Raw genomic sequence first — 19834 nt, 5'->3', positions numbered from 1 at the left:
GTCGGTCTCCTCAATCCTGCAGTTGCCGTGGGTCAACCTGCTTCACCGTGGTCAACTGCTCCACCATGGTGGTGGTCTGCTTGCGACCGCCGAACAGGCTGAACTCACTGTCACCACCGTGGCAGCCATTACCAAAGCTGAAGCCGCAGCCATTGCGCTCGCCGTACGCCGAGGCATCCGGGAACGCCTCTTTCGCCAGTTCGCGGTGGCTGGTGGGAATGACAAAACGGTCCTCGTAGTTGGCAATCGCCAGGTAGCGGTACATCTCGTCGGCCTGGGCTTTGCTCAGGCCGGCCTCCTCCAGCGCCCGCAGGTCTTCCCGGCCTTCCACGGTTTCCGCCCGCTTGTACAGCCGCATGGCGAGGAGACGTTTCAGCGCGGTCACCACCGGCTTCTCGTCACCGGCGGTGAGCAGGTTGGCGAGGTATTTGACCGGAATCCGCAGGCTCTCGATCTTCGGCAGCACGCCGTCAAACGCCACCTTGCCGGCTTCCGCTGCGGACTGGATCGGCGACAGCGGCGGCACATACCAGACCATGGGCAGGGTGCGGTACTCCGGATGCAGTGGCAGCGCCAGCTTCCAGTCCACCGCCATCTTGTACACCGGGCTCTGCTGGGCGGCCTCGATGACGTTCATCGGCACGCCGTCTTTCCGCGCTTGCTCGATCACCTTGGGGTCGAACGGGTCGAGGAAGATCTCCAGCTGCTTCTCGTACAGTTCCTGCTCCCCTGGCGCGCTGGCCACTTCTTCAATGCGGTCGGCGTCGTAGAGCAGTACACCCAGGTAGCGGATGCGGCCAACACAAGTCTCAGAGCACACCGTGGGCATGCCGGCTTCGATGCGCGGGTAGCAGAAGATGCACTTCTCGGACTTGCCGGTTTTCCAGTTGAAGTAGATCTTCTTGTACGGGCAACCGGACACGCACATCCGCCAGCCCCGGCACTTGTCTTGGTCGATCAGCACGATGCCGTCTTCTTCCCGCTTGTAGATGGCGCCGCTGGGGCAACTGGCAACACAGGCCGGGTTGAGGCAGTGTTCGCACAGCCGCGGCAGGTACATCATGAAGGTGTTTTCAAACTGGCCGTAGATGTCCGCCTGCACCTGGTCAAAGTTCTTGTCCTTGCGGCGCTTCGCGAATTCGGTGCCGAGGATTTCCTCCCAGTTGGGGCCCCACTCCACCTTCTTCATGCGCTCGCCGGAGATCAGCGAACGGGGCCGGGCGACTGGTTGATGCTTGCTGTCGCCGGCGGTGTGCAGATGCTGGTAGTCGAAATCGAACGGCTCGTAGTAGTCGTCGATCTGGGGCAGGTCCGGGTTGGCGAAGATGTTCGCCAGCACCCGGAACTTGCCACCGATGCGGGGTTTGATTCGACCGGCGCTGTCGCGCAGCCAGCCGCCTTTCCATTTGTCCTGGTTCTCCCACTCTTTGGGGTAGCCAACACCCGGCTTGGTTTCGACGTTGTTGAACCAGGCGTACTCCATGCCTTCACGGCTGGTCCAGACGTTCTTGCAGGTCACCGAACAGGTGTGACAACCGATGCACTTGTCCAGGTTCAGCACCATGCCGACTTGCGAACGGATTTTCATTTCACTGCCTCCTGTACATCGTCGTTGCCTTCGCCATCGAGCCAGTCCACCCGGTGCATCTTGCGCACCACCACGAACTCGTCACGGTTGGAGCCGACGGTGCCGTAGTAATTGAAACCGTAGGAGTACTGGGCGTAGCCACCGATCATGTGGGTCGGTTTCGGGCACACCCGGGTCACCGAGTTGTGGATGCCGCCGCGGGTGCCGGTCACCTCGGAGCCAGGTACATTCACAATCCGTTCCTGGGCGTGGTACATCATCGCCATGCCCGGCATTACCCGCTGGCTCACCACTGCCCGTGCCGCAATGGCACCGTTGCTGTTGAACAGCTCGATCCAGTCGTTGTCTTCTACGCCGATGTCTTTGGCGTCGTCCTCACTCAGCCAGACGATGGGGCCACCGCGGGACAGGGTCAGCATCAGCAGGTTGTCGCTGTAGGTGCTGTGGATGCCCCACTTCTGGTGTGGGGTGATCCAGTTCAGCGCCTTCTCCGGGTTGCCGTTGGATTTCTTGCCGATCATCGGTGCCGCCGCCTTGGTGTTGATGGGCGGGCGGTACACCAGCAGGCTCTCACCGAAGGCCCGCATCCACTCGTGGTCCTGGTAGAACTGCTGACGGCCGGTGAGGGTGCGCCAGGGAATCAGCTCGTGGACGTTGGTGTAACCGGCGTTGTAGGACACATGCTCGTCTTCCAGGCCCGACCAGGTCGGGCTGGAGATGATCTTGCGAGGCTGGGCCACGATGTCGCGGAAGCGGATCTTTTCCTCTTCCTTGTTGGTGGCCAGGTGGGTGTGGTCCAGACCGGTCATCTCCGACAGCGCCTTCCAGGCTTTCACCGCCACCTGGCCGTTGGTTTCCGGCGCCAGCGACAGGATCACCTCGGCGGCATCGATGGCGGTTTCGATCTTCGCCAGGCCGGCATTGGCCCCCTCGCTGTGGCGGTGATTGAGATCCCGCAGGAAATCGACTTCCTTCTGGGTGTTCCAGTTGATGCCCTTGCCGCCGTTGCCCAGTTTCTCCATCAGCGGGCCGAGGGAAGTGAAACGGGCGTAGGTGTTGGGGTAGTCCCGCTCCACGGTGATGAAGTTGGGCGCGGTCTTGCCGGGGATCAGTTCGCACTCGCCCTTCTTCCAGTCTTTCACGTCGAACGGCTGGCCCAGCTCCGCCGGCGCGTCGTGAAGCAGCGGCAGGGTCACCACGTCCTTTTCCACCCCCAGGTGGCCTTCGGCGGCCTGGGAGAAGGCCTTGGCGATGCCCTTGTAGATCTCCCAATCACTGCGGGCTTCCCAGGCCGGGTCGGTGGCCGCAGTCAGCGGGTGAATGAACGGGTGCATGTCCGAGGTATTGAGGTCGTTCTTCTCGTACCAGGTGGCCGTCGGCAGCACGATGTCGGAGTACAGACAGGTGGTGGACATGCGGAAGTCCAGGGTCACCAGCAGGTCGAGCTTGCCCTGCTGGGCCTCGTCGTGCCATTTGACTTCCTGTGGCTTGGCGCCACCTTCCTCGCCCAGGTCTTTGCCCTGCAGGCCGTTGGTGGTACCCAGCAGGTACTTGAGCATGTACTCGTGGCCCTTGCCGGAGGAACCCAGCAGGTTGGAGCGCCAGACAAACAGGTTGCGGGGATGGTTCTGCTCCGCGTCCGGGTCCTCGGCGGCGAAAGCCAGGCTGCCGTCCTTGAGGGACTGGGCGACGTAGTCCGCCACTTCCATGCCCGCCTTCTCTGCCTCGGCGGCGATGGTCAGCGGGTTGCGGTTGAGCTGCGGCGCCGACGGCAGCCAGCCCATGCGCTCGGCGCGAACGTTGTAGTCGATCAGACTACCGGAGAATTTGGACTTGTCCGCCAGCGGCGACAGGATCTCATCCACACCCACTTTCTCGTAACGCCACTGACCGGAGTGGGCGTAGAAGAACGAGGTGGAGTTCATGTGCCGGGGCGGACGCTGCCAGTCGAGGGCGAACGCCAGCGGCTGCCAGCCGGTCTGCGGCCGCAGTTTCTCCTGGCCGACATAGTGGGACCAACCACCGCCGCTCTGGCCGATGCAGCCGCAGAGGATCAGCATGTTGATCAGGCCACGGTAGTTCATGTCCATGTGGTACCAGTGGTTCATCCCGGCTCCCACAATGACCATGGACTTACCCCGGGTCTTGTCGGCGTTGTCGGCAAACTCACGGGCGATGCGGATGACTTTCTCTGCCGGTACGCCAGTGATCTGTTCCTGCCAGGCCGGGGTGTAGGGCTTGACCTGATCGTAGGCAGTAGCACCATCGTCGTCACCGAGGCCACGGTTGATGCCGTAGTTGGCCACCATCAGGTCAAACACCGTGACCACCTGTGCCTGCTCGCCATTGGCCAGGTAGACCTTGCGGCTGCCCAGCTTGTGGGTCAGGGTGTCGCTGACTTCGACGTGGTTGTAGTGATCGTGCTCGATGCCGCCGAAGTACGGGAACGCCACGTCCACCACTTCGTCGTGCCCTTCCACCAGCGACAACTTGAGTTTGGTGTTGTTCTGTCCGGCACCCTGGCTCTGCTTCAGGTTCCACTTGCCTTTCTCGCCCCAGCGGAAACCGATGGAGCCGTTGGGGGCAGTCAGCTCGTTGCTGTCCTCGTCGATGGCGATGGTCTTCCACTCGGGGTTGTTCTCTTCCCCCAGTCCATCCACCAGGTCGCTAGCGCGCAGGAAGCGGCCCGGCACGTAGCGGCCGTCCTCGCCCTTGTCCAGCATCACCAGGTACGGCATGTCGGTGTAGCGACGGACGTAGTCGGTGAAGTACGGGCTTGGGTTGTCGATGTGGAACTCTTTCAGGATCACGTGGCCCATGGCCATGCCCAGGGCCGCGTCGGTGCCCTGCTTGGGGTTGAGCCATTCGTCGGAGAGCTTGGAGACCTCGGCGTAATCCGGCGTAATGGCCACGGTCTTGGTGCCCTTGTAGCGCACCTCGGTGAAGAAGTGAGCGTCCGGAGTCCGGGTCTGAGGCACGTTGGAGCCCCAGGCGATGATGTAGCCGGAGTTGTACCAGTCGGCGGATTCCGGCACGTCGGTCTGCTCACCCCAGGTCTGGGGCGAGGCCGGCGGCAGGTCGCAGTACCAGTCGTAGAAGCTCATGCAGACACCGCCGATCATCGACAGGTAGCGGCTGCCGGCGGCGTAGGACACCATGGACATGGCCGGGATCGGCGAGAAGCCGATGACCCGGTCCGGGCCGTACTTCTTGGCGGTGTAGACGTTGGAGGCGCCAATCAGCTCGTTGAGTTCGTCCCAGCTGGAACGGACAAAACCGCCCATGCCCCGGCGGGTCTTGTACTCGGTGCTCTTCCTGGGGTCTTCGACGATCGACGCCCAGGCCTGTACCGGGTCCGGGTACTGGGCCTTGGCCGCCCGCCACAGCTTGAGCAGGTGCTTGCGGGCCAGCGGGTATTTCAGCCGGTTGGCGCTGTACATGTACCAGGAGTAGCTGGCGCCCCGGGGGCAGCCACGGGGCTCGTGGTTGGGTAAGTCGGGGCGGGTACGGGGGTAGTCGGTCTGCTGGGTTTCCCAGGTCACCAGGCCGTTCTTGACGTAGATCTTCCAGCTGCAGGAACCGGTGCAGTTCACCCCATGGGTGGAGCGCACGATCTTGTCGTGCTGCCAGCGCTGGCGGTAGCCGTCTTCCCAGTCACGACTGACGGCGTGGGTCTCGCCGTGACCGTTGGCGAAGGGTTCCCGCTTCTTCCTGAAGTAGTTCAGTTTATCGATCAAGTGACTCATGGTCTCTCTCCAGACACAGGGGGGCAGACGCCCGGAAACCGGCGCTCCAAAGGGCCTGCCCCGGTATCGTTTGGAATCATTGTGAGGAAGAAAAACCCTGAAATCTGCGTGGTTACCCCGAGAGACCCGGTGGCTAACCCGTTGGGGGTAGGGGCCCCATACACCGGTCGGAGCGACTGGCCCACTCCAGCACCACCCAGGTGCACAGGCCAAAGATGAACAGCAACATGAACACCGCACTGGCCACCCCCACCCAGGCCACCGCCAGACCAAACATCAGCGGCAACAGAAAGGCCGTGGAGCAGGCCGCGGCCAGCATAAGGCCGCCTACCACTCCGAGATGGCGGGGGTATTCGTCAAACAGCAGCCGCAACAGCGCCCCCAGCCCCAGCCCCATGGTAAAGCTGAGCAGCACCAGGCCGACCACCACCCAGTCCAGCGAGGGCTGGATCGACAGCAGGATCGTCCGCTCGATACCGGCGATGGCCAGGTCGGTGTCGGGATAGGACAGCAGGAACAGCGGCACCAGGCACAGCAACAGCACCAGCCGAAGCAGGGTGACCGCACCGAAACGATCGGCACCGATGCCACCGGCGATCTGCGCCAGCACCACCGGAAGCGCAAACAGCAGTGACCAGCGGGCGCCGTCCTCCAGGGACAGCTGGAATTGCGTCGACAGGTAATCCGGCAACCACAGGCCCAGGCCCACCAGGCCACCGAACAGAAAACTGAAATACAGACATAACCGCCAGACCCGCGATCGTGCCAGGAACCGCAGCGATACCCCCAGCGACACCAGCGGGCGCTGGCTACGGTCGGTGGGTTCGGGATCGGTGAGCACCAGCAGCAACAGCGCGATGACCACCAGTACCAGCACATAGGCCAGGGGCGCCAGCTGCCAGCTGTAGGCACGCTCCACCACCGGCACGATCAGGTAGGAAAAGCCGGCACCGCTGACACCGACGCCGAATACCCCCAGCACCAGGCCGGCCCGCGAGGGCGGCAGGTAGGTCACCAGGTACTGCAGGCCGGCACTGAACAGGCCACCAGCCGCGCCCAAGCCCAGACCCGCGACCAGAAAACCGGTGTAGCTGTGCACCGACGACAGCAACAGCAGTGCCGCCATCAACGCCAGCAGACAAGCCAGGATCACCCGGCGACCGCCGAAGCGCTGGGTGGCCACCCCCAACGGGAACGCCACCAGACCGCCGGACAGCATCGGCATCGCCAACAGTAAAGCAAACTCCAGATGGCTGAGGGCGAACTGGTGGCGTAACTGCACCCCCAGCACCGCGAACAGGGTCCAGCAGGCAAAGGCCACGAAAAACGCCGCCAGGGTCAGCGGCAGCGCAACCATCAGCGAGGTCTGGTCAACCGATTGGCTGGGTCGGTGCCCGCGCATGCTTCCCCCGTCTGACTCTTTGGCAATGGACTGCAGCGGCATGAGCCATCCGGGGCCACCACCGTGCCCCATCAGTGTGAGTGTCGCCAGTGTCGACGGTCAAAGACGCATTGGAGGCAATGCCATCCGGGGTAAGCTTCTATCTCCAAAGGGTTATTGCCATGGAAAAGCGATGGCCCGGGGTTCAAAAACTGCGACAGCCCGCGGTGTTTGGGCTACCCTTGCTGGGTTAGAATCAACGAATACAGCCCTCCGGATACGGCCACACTGACCTATGCTGAACAACTCCCTGGTGCACCGTCTCGGCGCTGTTGTCGCTGCCATCAGCATCGTTGCCCTGATGAACATCGCCATTTCCATGGCCATTTCCGCCAGCATCCAGGGCAGCGCCACCGCCATCAACCTTGCGGGGTCGCTGCGGATGCAGAGCTTCGTGCTGCTGAGCGACTGGCTGCAGGTCTCCGGCCCCGGCGGGCTGACTGAAAACGAGCGACTGCAACGACTGGAGAACTTCAGCCAGCGCCTGGAACATCCCGGCCTGATCAATGCCCTGCCGTCGGCGGTGGACCATGACCTGGCCCGCCAGCACCAGCAGGTCACCGAGCTCTGGCAGCAGCAGATCCGCCCGCTGTTTCGTGACCGCCCCACCGCCAGCACCGCCACCGAACTGCGGGAGCGCATCGATCGGCTGGTTCACAAAATTGACAGCCTGGTGGCCATGCTGGAGGCCCGCACCGAAGCCAGGGTGCGGCTGATGAACCTGGTGCAGACCATCAGCCTGATTTTCGCCGCGCTGGTGATCGTACTGATGGTGTTCGACATCAAGGCACGGGTGCTGCGGCCGCTGGGGCGGCTGCTGGAAATCGCCCAGGCCGTGGGCCGCAAGGACTTCGACCAGCGCGCCAACCTGCCCGGCCGGGATGAACTGAGCCAGCTCGGCGGCGCCCTCGACCAGATGACCAGCGCCCTCGCCAAGAGCTACCGGCAACTGGAATCGGAATCCTGGGAGAAAACCCGCGAGCTGGAGAAAAGCCACGCCGCGCTGGAACTGCTGCACCGGGCCAGCCGTTCGCTGTTTGCCAACCGCGACCTGTGCGGCGGCTCGATTCCCCTGCTGCAACAACTGGAAGAACTGCTCAACATCGGCCCGATCCGGCTCTACCTGCACGACCGCCATGCCGCCGAAATGGTGGAGGCGGTGACCACCGCCAGCGTCGACCGGCCCTATTACTGCCGTGATCACCACTGCACCGCCTGCCTGGTCACCCCCGAAGCCTATGACGCGCTGCCCCCCAGTGAGGACGGCCAGCGCCTGCTGCTGCCGATCCGTACCGCCTCCACTCTATTGGGCACCCTGGAGGTGTGGTACCGCCGCGATCAGGGCCTGCCTTCGACCGCCCGTCGCCTGCTGGAAACCCTCAGCGATCAGCTCGCCACCGCCATCTTCCTGCAGAACCAGATCACCGAGCAGCAGCAACTGACCCTGGCGGAAGAACGGGCGGTGATCGCCCGGGAACTGCACGACTCCCTGGCCCAGTCCCTGTCCTACCTGAAAATGCAGGTGGCCCGATTGCGCCGGGTGGGGCTCGACCCAAACAACGAACAGCTGCACAAAGACATCCTGGAAGAACTCAGCACCGGCCTGAACAGCGCCTACCGGCAATTGCGGGAGCTGCTTACCACCTTCCGTCTGAAACTCGATACACCGGACCTCGGCACCGCCCTGCGGGAGACTGTGAACGAGTTCAGCGAACGGCTCGATTACAGCGTCAGCCTGGATTTCCGGCTACCGCCCCAGACCCTGTCCGCCAACGAGGAAATCCATGTTCTGCAGGTGGTCCGGGAGGCGCTGGCCAATGCCGTCAAGCACGCCCGGGCCACCGAGGTTGAGGTCACCATTGCCTTCGATACACCGACCGTCAAGGTCCGGGTGAGCGACAACGGTGTCGGGCTGCCCGACGGTGATCAACCGCCCCAGCACTACGGCCTGATCATTATGCAGGACCGCGCCCGAACCCTGGGCGGCCGACTGGCGGTCGACAACCGCCCGGAAGGTGGCGTGGACGTCACCCTGGCGTTCATCCCCAAGAGCCGACATCTGATTCCAACCCAATCATCCACCACCGAAGCCTGACTGGAGACTTTTGCCCATGCCGGATACGGACGCACCCGCCAGCATTCTGCTGATCGATGACCATCCCCTGCTGCGCCAGGGCATCAAGCAACTGGTCGACCTTGAAGATGACATGGAGGTGGTTGGCGAAGCCAGCAACGCCCGCGACGGCATTGCCCTGGCCCGGGACATCGAACCCGACCTGATCCTGCTGGACCTGAACATGCCGGAGATGAACGGCATCGATACCCTCAAGGCGCTGCGTGCCGATGAGATCGGCTCCCGCATCATCATCTTCACCGTTTCCGACCACGAGGACGATGTGGTGGCGGCCTTGCGGGCCGGTGCTGACGGCTACCTGCTCAAGGATATGGAGCCGGACGACCTGGTACCCCAACTGCGCCAGGCCGCGCTGGGGCGGATGGCGATCAGCGACCGCCTGACCGCCCTGCTGGCAGAGGCGCTGAGGTCACAGAAGCCGGAAACCGAGCGGGCCGATTACGCCAGCCTCACCCCGCGGGAGAAGGACATCCTCAAACTGATCGCCGAAGGCCTGTCCAACAAGATGATCGGCCGCAAGCTCAACATCAGCGATGGTACCGTCAAGGTCCACGTCAAACACCTGCTGAAGAAGCTCAAACTGAGATCGCGGGTGGAAGTGGCGGTGTGGGCGGTGGAAGAAGGGTTGCACCGTTAGTGTCCCGCGCGATTGATTCGCTGATCAAGTGAGCCTCTGACCTGGCGGGCGTTGGCTTATATCAAGTCGTCCGGGCACCGGTTTCGGTAGGCTGGCGGGATTGCTACCGTTCTGGAGGTCACATGTTCCTGCCCCACCCCCGCCAGCTTATCCGTGCCCTGCCCCCCCTGCCGGGTCATGCCCACAGCCATGCCGACCGCGCCGCAGCACCCACATCGTTGGGGCGTCAGCTGACCGGTGTGCTGAAAGCCTATGCACCGTCGCCGGCGCCCTGGCTGGCGGCGCTGGACCGCCGCGTGCCGGTACCACTGAAACAGCTGCTGCTGGAGGCCCCGCTGAACCGGGTGTTTACCGATGCCATTAGCGGCGGCGAGTTTGACGAGTTCGAGGGTCGCCGTATCCGGCTGGAATGTCACGGCGGTCAGCCCGGCGTCACCCTGGGGTTCTGGTGTGGCCGGCTCCGGGTGGTGGACGGCCCCGGCGAAGCCACCATTCGCGGCACCCTGGCCGCCTTTCGCACCCTGGCAGAACGGCAGCAGGACCCGGATCAGCTGTTCTTCCAGCGCCGTCTGGTAATCGAAGGCGACACCGAGCTGGGTCTGGGCCTGAAGAACCTGCTGGACAGCCTGGAGTGGCAGCTGCTGCCAACCCGGCCCCCAGCCCTGACAAACTGAACACCAGCGCGGGCGCCATTGCGGCGCCTGCATCCGGATCGTCAGCGCAAACGCCTGCGATCAGGCGCTTGCCATGCCCGGCTGACCGTACCAGTAGCCGTTGCACGGTGGTGCCTCCACCAGTTGCAGGGGATCGGTAGCCGGCTGTTCGCCGCGGCGGACGGCGTCAAAACGTTGCACCACCTCGGCCATGCCCTGCCACTCCGGACTGAGACGTACTGCGTCCACGCCCATGGCGGCCATTGAGGGCAGCTCCCGCAGCAGATCGTAGCGGTAGCCCGACAGGGTGGAAACGCCGTTGAGACGAAACAGCTCCTGGGATTCCCGGGACCGCAGCGACAGCCCGTCCGGATGCTGCAGGCAGCGGAACTCACACCGGTCCTTGGGCAAATTGTAGTGGCGGGCGGTAAAGCAGCGGGACGACCACGCCAGTGGCAGGAAGCCCCAGGCAAACACCTCCACCGGCAACACCAGTCCCTGCTCCTGCAGTTCCGCCAACAGTGCCTCCAGGGTCTGTCGCGACAGTTCCACCGGCAGGTTCCAGCCCTGCAGTCCCCGTTGCGCCAGGATCTTCAGGGTGGCGCTGTTGTAGATGTTCACTGCCGGCCCGGTCACAAAGGGTACGCCCTGGTCGATCAGTAGCTGCATGGCGCTCTGATCGTTGGCCTCGACCCGAAATTCCTGTTGTTCACACAGCCGGCGCAGGGTGCGCAGATCGGCTTCGGACTCGATCAGGGTCTGGCTCGACAGCACCACTTCCTTGCCGCAGGCGGCCAGTTCCCGGGCCAGCGCCAGCCAGTCCTCCAGCTTGAGCTCCCGACGCCGGGAACACACCGTTTCCCCCAGGTGAATGCGATCCACCGGCCACTCCGCCGCCTCGGCGTAGAAATCGAACACCGATTGTCGCGACCAGAACCAGAGGATGGGTCCAAGGGACAGAGAGAGCATGATGGGCTCCTATTTCCAGTTGCGGTGGTAGGCGCCGAGGGTGGTCAGACCGCCCTCCGACAGCCCCGACAGGGTATGACTCCAGCCCGGCTCGACGGCATAGCGATCAGCGCCGGCGGCCAACCGGTCCAGCGCCTGGCGCCAGGTGCCGGCCACTGCACGGATGTAGGCCGGGCTACGCTGGCGGCCTTCGATCTTGACGGCAGTAATGCCCATGGCCGCCAGTTCCGGCAACAGGTCCATGGTATTGAGACTGACCGGTTCCTCGATGGCGTGATAGACGCTGCCTTCGACCTCAAACCGGCCCTTACACAGGGTCGGATAGCCGGCCGCTTCGCCATCGCCGTAGCAGTCGATCATCACCTCATTGAGGCGGGATTCCAGCCCCTGGGCCGACTCCTGCCACCGTACCGCCTTGGCCGGCGAACAGGCACCCCGGGTGTTGGGAGACTCATCGGTGAGGTAGGACGACAGATAACAGCGCCCCTCCGCCATGATGCACAGGCTGCCGAACGCAAAGACCTCCAGCTCCACCGGACTGGCTCGGGCGACGTGCCGGACCTGGTCCACCGACAGCACCCGCGGCAGCACCGCCCGGCGGATACCAAAGGTTTCCTTGTAGAAGCGCAGTGCTTCGTAGCTGGTGGCCGAGCCCTGCACCGACAGGTGGCGGGACAGGTCCGGGTAGCGGTCAGCGGCGTAGGCCAGCAGCCCCATGTCGGCGATGATCAGGGCATCCACCCCCAGGCGGGCGGCGCGGTCCACCGCGGCCGTCCACTGGCGCCAGCCATCGGGCTGAGGATAGGTGTTGATAGCGCAGAAGACGCGGGCGCCGTGACGGTGAGCGTAGTCGATACCCTCCGCCGCCCGCTGGTCATTGAAGTTGAGGCCGCTGAACTGGCGGGCGTTGGTGCTGTCGCGAAAGCCGATGTACACCGCATTGGCACCGTGGTCGACGGCGGTCTTGAGAGCCGGCAGACTACCGGCGGGACAAACAAGCTCCATGACATCCTCCGCAGCGGGCAAAGCCGACACCTTACCCGCCTCCCACCAGGGTCACCTTGACCTTTGTCAGACCGTCCCCGGATAGCCGCTACCACCGCCGTGGTACTCCACGTTCAATTCCCTATTGACCGATTTTCTGCTGACGACTCCGGCGATTAACGTTTGCTGACAGCATGTTACAGAGGCTGGCTCTACCTCCTCAGCTACTCCATCGCGCGAATACCGGCAACTGCTAGACTGAAGAAGAATGGAAGTACCGTGTGAACTCATTGACGAGGCCCACCATGAAAGCGCTCAACCACCTCTCCATGCAGGGCAAGCTCATCCTTCTGGTACTGCCCGCCCTGCTGGTGATCCTGTACTTCGCTATCAACAACATTCTCACTTCCCGGGACGAACTGTCCAAAATGCAGCAACTGGACGACCGGGTCCGCCTGGTTGGCCTGGCCGACCCGCTGATTGCCGCACTGCAGAAGGAACGGGGTCGCTCGGCCGTTGCCTTTGCCAGCAGCGGTGATCTGGCCCGCCAGGCCAAGCAGAACCTGGACCGCCAACGCCAGGAGACCGACCTTCGCCTGCAGGAATACAACAACAGCATCCGCGCCCTGCTCGCCGAAGCGGAGTTTGACCGCGCCGTCAACACCAGTATTCGGGAGGTCGAACAGCAACTGAAAGATCTGCCCAACCTCCGCCAGCAGGTGGATCAGAGATCAATTGCCGCCAGCGAGTCCGGTCGTCGTTACACCGGGCTGATTATGGGCATGATCAACCGTATTCCGCTGATCGTGCGCCGTGCCAGCACCGGTGAGCTGGCACGTCAGGTCAATGCCTACTTCGCCCTTGCCGAGGCCGCCGAATACGCCGGTCGCGAACGGGCCGGCGGCGCCTCGCTGATTCGCAGTGGCCGCTTTGATCTGGCTCGACTGCAACAGGTGGCCGAACTGGCAGGACGACAACAGGCGTACCTCACCAGCGTACAGTCGATGCTGCCCTCGGACTCCCCACTGCGGGACACCATTGCAAAACTCGACACCCTTCCCGCCAGCCAGGAACTGGCCCGTCAGCGCCAGACTCTGTTTGCCAACGCCGCCGGCCTGACCCAACTCACCGCCGCGGGCTGGTTCGACACCACCACCGAGCGAATTGAAGTCATGAACACCGACCGCCAGGTGCTGCTGGACAACGTCCGCCAACTGGCTGACCAGAGCCTTGCAAGCGCCCGCAATAACCTGCTCACCGCCTCGGTGCTGGCTGCTGCGGCGGTACTGGCGGTGCTGGTGCTGATGCTGCTGACCATCCGCACCATCAATCGTCAGGTTGGTCAACTGCTGTCCGGCATCCGCTTTGCCATGGACCAGAAAGATCTGACCCGGCCCATCGACGTGGCCAGCCGGGATGAAATGGGGGCCATAGGCACCGCCATCAACGAGCTGTTCCAGCGCTTTGGCCAGGCCCTGCTGCAGATCGACAAGGCCAGCATCCAACTGGCGACCTCAACTGAGCAGACCAGCTCCACCGCCGACCAGAGCGCGGCCCAGGTCCGCCAGCAACAGCAGCAGATCGAACAGGTGGCCGCCGCCACCGAAGAGATGACCGCCACCTCGGAAGACATCTCCCGCAATACCCAACAGGTGGCGGATGCCGCCCAGCGGGCCCGGGAAAAGAGCCGGGACGGCGACCGGGTGCTGCAAGAGAGCATGGCGCGGATTCACAGCCTGGCGCGCTCGGTGCAGGAGGTGAATGCGGTAATCGATACCCTGGAGAAGCGTAGCCAGTCCATCAGCGAGGTGGTTGAAGTCATCCGTCAGGTGGCGGAGCAGACCAACCTGCTGGCACTGAACGCCGCCATTGAAGCGGCGCGGGCCGGAGAGCACGGGCGCGGCTTTGCCGTAGTGGCCGACGAGGTGCGGGCGCTGGCCCGGCAGACCCACGAGTCCACCACCAAGATCGAGGACATTGTCGGCGGTTTCAGGGACATCACCAGCAATGCCGGCCAATCCATCGCCACCAGCCACCGGCTGGCCAATGAGACCAGCGAACAGGCCTCGAACCTGGAGCAGACCTTCGCTGACATCCTCAATGACGTCTCCGCCATCGCCGATATGGCCAACCAGATTGCTACCGCTTCGGAGGAGCAGGTAGCCGTCACCCGGGAACTGGCCGGCAGCATGGAACAGGTTCGCGAGGCCGCAAACCTGACCTTCACCGGCTCCCAGGAGATCACCCAGGTGACCGGTGAACAGGCCCGGTTGTCACGCCAGCTGCAGGACCTGGCCAACGACTTCAAGGTGCCGGCCCAGGCCTGAGTACGGACCGGTGACGGCGGCCGACCGTCACCGGTTCAACTTTTTTTCGCCCGCTCTGCCTCCAAACCCGTTTCTCGCGAGTACTCCTCAATGAGCCCACCCTCTCTGGCGCTTTCCGGGGGGCTGTTTGCCATTACAAACGAGAACACGAGGAATGGATCATGACACAACCACGTTTTTCCCAATGGAGCCATAGTTGCTGCAAACGCTTTCAACCCCATCCGCTGACCGTTGCCCTTCTGGGTTCACTGGTGCTGACAACAGGCTGCGTCTTCGACAGCGACGATAACGATACTCCGGCGGTGACCTTCCCGGCGGCGACCCTGTACATCGCCAGTAACAGCGGTGACGGCGATACCACCGTGCGGGTGCGTGACCGGGATCTCGCGCTGCTGAACAGCTACACCACTGGTGCCAACGAAGGCGTACTGGTCACCCACGCCGGCCACCTCATCCAGGCCGGTGATCTGATGGACACCGGCCGTGTAGTCACCGCCTGCAACGCCGCCAAGCGCAGTAGCGATGACCCCAGCTTCCAACTGACCGGGGCCAACACCACCCTGCTCAAGCCCAAGGGCATGGCCTATCTGGCCGAACAGGGACTGGTGGTGGTAGCCAACAACACCGCCAGCAACCTGCTGGTCATCGGTGCCTCAGCCGCCGGTAACGATGCCCCGGTCGCCACCGTGGCCCTGGCCGCCAATGCCTGGGATGTACACTACGATGCTGATGGTGATCGCCTGTTCGTGGCCCAGGTGGATGGCTCGGTCGCCGTGTTCGACGACTTCGAAGACACCCTCGGTATTGGTGGCGCCAGCCGCACATTTTCGATCATCGACGGCGATAACGAGACTTCCGTCAATCTCCACGGCATTGACTACGACGCCGCCAGCGATCGCCTGATAGTGTCTGACGTTGGCCAGGCCAGCTCGCCAGACGACGGCAAGCTTTATGTCATCAATAACGCCAGCACCGCCAACGGCACCGTCACTGCCGCCATCACCTTCAAGGGCAACAACACCCGGCTGGGTAACCCGGTGGACCTGCAACTCCATGGCCCCCACCTGCGCATCGCCGAGAAAGCCAATGGCGGCGGCGCCCTGCTGACCATCCACAACCTGTTTCAGGCCTCTGGTGGCAACGTCGCCCCGGACCATGTGCTGGACACCCCGGCACCGGAATCCCTTGCCATAATGCCCACCATGATGCCGATGCCCGGTGCCACTGATGTCAGTGATCCTGGCACCGATTACGAGGTGCTGGTGACCAGCAACCCGGCCGTGGGCTCGGCGACCTCCGGGCAGCTGTTCACTGTGGACAAGGGGCTTGAGAGTAATCTGGCACTTGCTTTCAGCAGTGCATTGGCCAGCGCCGAAAACGTCACTCTGGATCGTGATGGTAACGCCTACCTCAGCTACGACGACGGCACCACCGCAAACAGCGGCCTGGCGGTGATAGGTGCGGTGGAGGAACGGATGGGGTTCAGCCTGTCACGGGATCGACTGATCACCGGCAGCAATACCCGGCTGATGTCGCCCAAGGGCGTGGAGCTGGCGGACGACCTGGGGCTGGTAATCGTAGCGGAACAGGCCGGGGCGGAAATCCTGGTGTTCAGCGCCTGTGACAGTGGCAACGCCACTCCCCGGGTAGTCAGTACCGGAGACGTGGCGCCCTGGGACAGTGACTACGATGCCAGTGGCGACACGCTCTACGTCGCGCTCACCAACGGCACCGTCGCTGCCTACGATGATTTTTCCAGTCGCCTGGGCAGCGCCGGACCAGACCGTATTCTGATGCCGGAACCGGCGGCCACCAATCTCCACGGCATCCGTTACCATGCCGCCAGCGACACCCTGATCGTGTCGGACGTGGGTTCCGGGGCTGAGAGTAACGATGGTGCGCTGATGACCCTGCCCGGCGCGTCCATCGCCAATGGCACGGTGATGGTCGGCAAACGCATCGCCAACCCTGGCGACGGCAGCGACCTGACCGGGCTGGGCAATCCGGTGGACATCGCCTTCGACGGCCAGGATCTGTACGTAGCGGAAAAGATCAACGGCCAGTTGCAGCTGTGGCGCGACTTCCTGACCGATGACAGTCTGCAGGGCAACGTCGCCCCCAGTGTGCGACTCAATGCCACCGCGCCGGAGTCAGTCGTGCTGATGCAGGACCGCTGACAGCCCCCGGCCGGGTTATGCCTTAGCGAGAGGCGTCAGATGATGCGGGAGAATCGCTGGCTGGCGCCTTCCTTGCGATAGCGATCAAACAGCTGGCAGATCGCTCGAATCAGCAGCCGCCCGGCCGGCAGCACCAGCAGGCTGGTGCCGGTATCCGCCACCAGGCCGTCACGTATCATCGGCTGCAGGCGTTTCAGTTCATCGGCGAAGTAGTGATCGAAGTCCAGCGCCCATTGTTGCTGGAAGCGGTCCCGATCCAGTCCGAAGTGGCAGATCAGCTCGCCGATGACCCAGCGACGGATCTGGTCGTCCCAGCTCAGATTCACACCACGGGTGATGGCCAGCTGGCCGTTGTCGATGGACTCCTCCCAGGCCGGCAGGTCGTGGTTGTTCTGAAAGTAGGCGTCGTCAGTCTGGCCGATGGCAGACACCCCAAGCGACACCAGATCGCATTCCGCGTGGGTGGTGTAACCCTGGAAGTTGCGATGCAGACGGCCTTCCCGCTGGGCAACCGCGAGGCTGTCGTCGGGCTTGGCGAAATGATCCATACCGATGTACTCGTACCCCGCCTCCAGCAGCCGCCGGATGGTGTTGTGGAGGATCGTCAGCTTCTGCGCCGGCGTCGGCAAGGTGTCGTTGGCAATCCGCGTCTGGGGATAGAAACGCTCCGGCAGATGGGCGTAGCTGAACACCGACAACCGGTCAGGAGACAACTCAATAACACTGTCGAGGGTCTCGGCGAAACTCTCCGGCGTCTGGTACGGCAGACCGTAGATCAGATCCAGGTTGATCGAGCCGAAGCCCAGCCGACGGGCCTCGTCCAGCACCGCCTCGGTCATCGCCCGTGGCTGAATGCGGTTGACGGCCTTCTGGACCTTCGGATTGACGTCCTGCACGCCCAGGCTGATGCGGTTGAAGCCCAGCTCCCGCAGGGTCGACAGGGTATCGTCGGCCACTTCCCGCGGATCAATCTCAATGCTGAAATCCCGCTGGTCATCGTCCGCCAGCCGGAAGCGCTCGGCGTAGCCCTGCATCAAGTGACGCATGGCATCCCGGGGCAGGAAGGTAGGGGTACCACCGCCCCAGTGCAATTGGGTGACCGTGCGATCGGGGCCAAACAGCGGCGCCTGCAGCTCCGCTTCCCGGAGCAGCCGCTCGACGTAGGGCATGGCCCGGTCGTAGCGTTTGGTAATAACCTTGTTACAGGCGCAGTAGTAGCACAGATGGGCACAGAACGGCAGGTGGGTGTAGAGAGACAAGGGTCCACCCTTCTGACGGCTGCGCAGGGCCGCCTGGACCATGTCCTCATCCCCGAACCCGGACTGGAACTCCACGGCCGTGGGGTACGAGGTGTACCGCGGACCGCTGAGATCGTAGCGCCGGATCAGCGCGTCGTCCCAAACCAATGCCTCGCCGATCCCTGTCGCTGTATCCCACTGTACCGCTTCAACTGCCATGACCACCTCTCGCACAGATCACAAAGTCATAGTCTAGCGGCGGTCGCGGGTTTGACCTTTGACCAACATCAAACCCACCGTGGAAACTGCGGTCGTCTATACTGTCTGGAAAACACCGGCGGGGTGTTCATCGGCTGGCAGGTCCTCACCGGGTCTGCCCGCCCCGCTACCGGAATTCCCCCAAGTGGCGCTGTTATCGTGGTTTGATATGTCCGAGGGCAAAACAACAAGGCAGCCCCTCAACCCGCCAACGCCGGATACCGTTGCACGGAGGTACCGTTCCCACAGAGGTCAGGGGCGCCTGGAGCACAACAGGAGGCCGCGCCATGCGCTCAAAGAAACGGATCATCCTCTGCTGCGATGGAACCTGGAACCAGCCCGACATCGACCCCACCAACGTGGTCAAGCTGGTCCGCAGCATTCGGCCCACCGGCCCCGATGGCACCGAACAGGTGGTGTTCTATGACGAGGGCGTCGGCACCGGCAGCCGGGTGGACCGCCTGCTGGGTGGTGCCTTCGGCAAGGGGGTCGCCAAAAACGTACTGGATTGCTACCGTTTTCTGGTTCACAACTACAGCCACGAAGATGAGATCTACTGCTTTGGCTTCAGCCGCGGTGCCTACACCGCCCGGGCCGTGGCCGGTTTCGTCCACGCCGTCGGGCTGATGGAGAAGAGCGAGCTGGAAACCCTGCCCAAGGCCTACCGCTACTACCGCACCCCACCGGAACAACGCCCCAACAGCATCTACGATGAGAATGTCCGTCCCGACATTCGCATGATTGGGGTCTGGGATACCGTCGGCGCCATGGGCGCTCCCACGCCGCTGCTGAAGAACCTCACCAGCCATTGGGTGGGGTTCTTCAACACCCACCTCAGTCCCCAGGTCAAACACGCCTACCAGGCACTGGCGCTGGACGAGCAGCGTGGCCCGTTCGCGCCCGACCTGTGGACCGGGCAGATCAACGGCGACCAGACGGTGGAGCAGTGCTGGTTCCGCGGAGTCCATTCCGACATTGGCGGTGGCTACAAGGAAGCTGGTCTGTCGGACATTGCCCTGTTGTGGATGGCGGATAAGGCCCGCACCCTGGGACTGGATTTTGACGCCACCTACCTTGCCGGTCTCACCGACCCGGACCCGGCCATGCCCGCCCACAACTCCTTCAGCACCGGCTACCGTCTGCTGGAGATGCTGCGCTTCGAGAAAGGCATCCGGGCGGTCTATGGCGATCCCGCCGACCCACCCCTGAACGTTTCCATTCATCACTCGGTGGAACGACTGGTCCGCAGCGGCCATTACCTGCCCCGCAACCCTGACTTTCCGGAACTCGAAGGCATGCCATCCCGGGTTGAAACCGCCAGCGGCATTGCCACGGCCTCCCAGCCCGCCGCCGCGGCAACCGATGCTCCCGCCAGCGATGCGATCCCGTCGAGGGGCGAAGACCGTCGACAATCCAGGCGCCACCAGGTGGGGCCGGTTGAGGCAGAGCTGGCGGTCAGTCAGGGCGCCCAGCCAATGAGCTGCCAATTGCTGGACTTCAGCCCCGGTGGTGGCGTGCGCATTCGCACCGAGCAGGCCATTAAGGAAGGCGACCGGGTCCAGATCGCCAGTGACCTGTTTGATCCGGCGGATGCGGTCTGTGTCTGGCATCAGGGCGACGAGCATGGGCTGGCGTTCGTGAAGGCGGCCTGATTCGGTTCAGCCAACCGCTGTGGGCGAGAT

General features: G+C 63.5%; 12 protein-coding genes. 6 read left to right on the top strand and 6 right to left on the bottom strand.

Features of this window, described 5'->3' with window-relative positions; genetic code table 11:
• Positions 1 to 10 precede the first annotated feature (10 nt).
• The 3 genes from narH to J2887_RS04220 all read right to left on the bottom strand — a co-directional run bounded on the left by narH (position 11) and on the right by J2887_RS04220 (position 6736).
• A complete protein-coding gene (gene narH / locus J2887_RS04230) occupies positions 11 to 1588 on the bottom strand; it encodes a nitrate reductase subunit beta (RefSeq protein WP_227174324.1) in 1578 nt (525 codons plus the stop codon).
• On the bottom strand, positions 1585 to 5334 hold the full coding sequence (locus J2887_RS04225) for a nitrate reductase subunit alpha (protein WP_227174322.1): 3750 nt from the start codon (positions 5332 to 5334) through the stop codon (positions 1585 to 1587). The genes narH and J2887_RS04225 overlap by 4 nt, the downstream gene beginning before the upstream one ends.
• Before the next feature lie 133 nt (positions 5335 to 5467).
• Entirely contained in the window at positions 5468 to 6736 is a 1269-nt protein-coding gene (locus J2887_RS04220; protein WP_227174320.1) for an MFS transporter, read from the bottom strand.
• Positions 6737 to 7010: 274 nt separating this feature from the next.
• Between J2887_RS04220 and J2887_RS04215 the strand changes: the two genes are divergently transcribed.
• From J2887_RS04215 to ubiT, 3 genes are all read left to right on the top strand, one after another.
• On the top strand, positions 7011 to 8870 hold the full coding sequence (locus J2887_RS04215) for an ATP-binding protein (RefSeq protein WP_227174318.1): 1860 nt from the start codon (positions 7011 to 7013) through the stop codon (positions 8868 to 8870).
• Positions 8871 to 8886: 16 nt separating this feature from the next.
• Entirely contained in the window at positions 8887 to 9546 is a 660-nt protein-coding gene (narL, locus tag J2887_RS04210; RefSeq protein ID WP_227174317.1) for a two-component system response regulator NarL, read from the top strand.
• A gap of 122 nt (positions 9547 to 9668) precedes the next feature.
• Positions 9669 to 10220 (top strand): ubiquinone anaerobic biosynthesis accessory factor UbiT, encoded by a 552-nt coding sequence (gene ubiT, locus J2887_RS04205; RefSeq protein ID WP_227174315.1) that lies wholly within the window; start codon positions 9669 to 9671, stop codon positions 10218 to 10220.
• Positions 10221 to 10280: 60 nt separating this feature from the next.
• Here the strand turns inward: ubiT and J2887_RS04200 are convergent, their stop codons facing one another.
• Both J2887_RS04200 and ubiU read right to left on the bottom strand, forming a co-directional pair.
• Complete coding sequence (locus tag J2887_RS04200) at positions 10281 to 11168, bottom strand: U32 family peptidase (RefSeq protein WP_227174313.1); 888 nt, start codon at positions 11166 to 11168, stop codon at positions 10281 to 10283.
• A 9-nt stretch (positions 11169 to 11177) separates the two neighbouring features.
• On the bottom strand, positions 11178 to 12173 hold the full coding sequence (gene ubiU / locus J2887_RS04195) for a ubiquinone anaerobic biosynthesis protein UbiU (RefSeq protein WP_227174311.1): 996 nt from the start codon (positions 12171 to 12173) through the stop codon (positions 11178 to 11180).
• A 284-nt stretch (positions 12174 to 12457) separates the two neighbouring features.
• On the opposite strand from ubiU, the gene J2887_RS04190 reads away from it, so the two are divergent.
• Entirely contained in the window at positions 12458 to 14479 is a 2022-nt protein-coding gene (locus J2887_RS04190; protein WP_227174309.1) for a methyl-accepting chemotaxis protein, read from the top strand.
• Positions 14480 to 14640: 161 nt separating this feature from the next.
• Positions 14641 to 16656, top strand: a complete 2016-nt coding sequence (locus J2887_RS04185) for a YncE family protein (protein ID WP_227174307.1) — start codon at positions 14641 to 14643, stop codon at positions 16654 to 16656.
• Between the two features lie 35 nt (positions 16657 to 16691).
• Here J2887_RS04185 and hemN read toward each other — a convergent pair whose 3' ends face one another.
• Positions 16692 to 18113 carry an oxygen-independent coproporphyrinogen III oxidase gene (gene hemN / locus J2887_RS04180; RefSeq protein WP_228752841.1) on the bottom strand — a complete coding sequence of 474 codons (1422 nt, stop codon included), beginning with the start codon at positions 18111 to 18113 and terminating at the stop codon, positions 16692 to 16694.
• A 326-nt stretch (positions 18114 to 18439) separates the two neighbouring features.
• Here hemN and J2887_RS04175 point away from each other — a divergent pair, with 326 nt between their 5' ends.
• A complete protein-coding gene (locus J2887_RS04175) occupies positions 18440 to 19804 on the top strand; it encodes a phospholipase effector Tle1 domain-containing protein (RefSeq protein ID WP_227174306.1) in 1365 nt (454 codons plus the stop codon).
• Positions 19805 to 19834: the final 30 nt, after the last annotated feature.

The organism is Marinobacter sp. CA1, assembly GCF_020546665.1.
GTDB classification, from domain to species: domain Bacteria; phylum Pseudomonadota; class Gammaproteobacteria; order Pseudomonadales; family Oleiphilaceae; genus Marinobacter; species Marinobacter xestospongiae.
The sequence above is the reverse complement of the archived record's forward strand: the minus strand, read 5'-3'. Positions and strand labels throughout refer to the sequence as shown.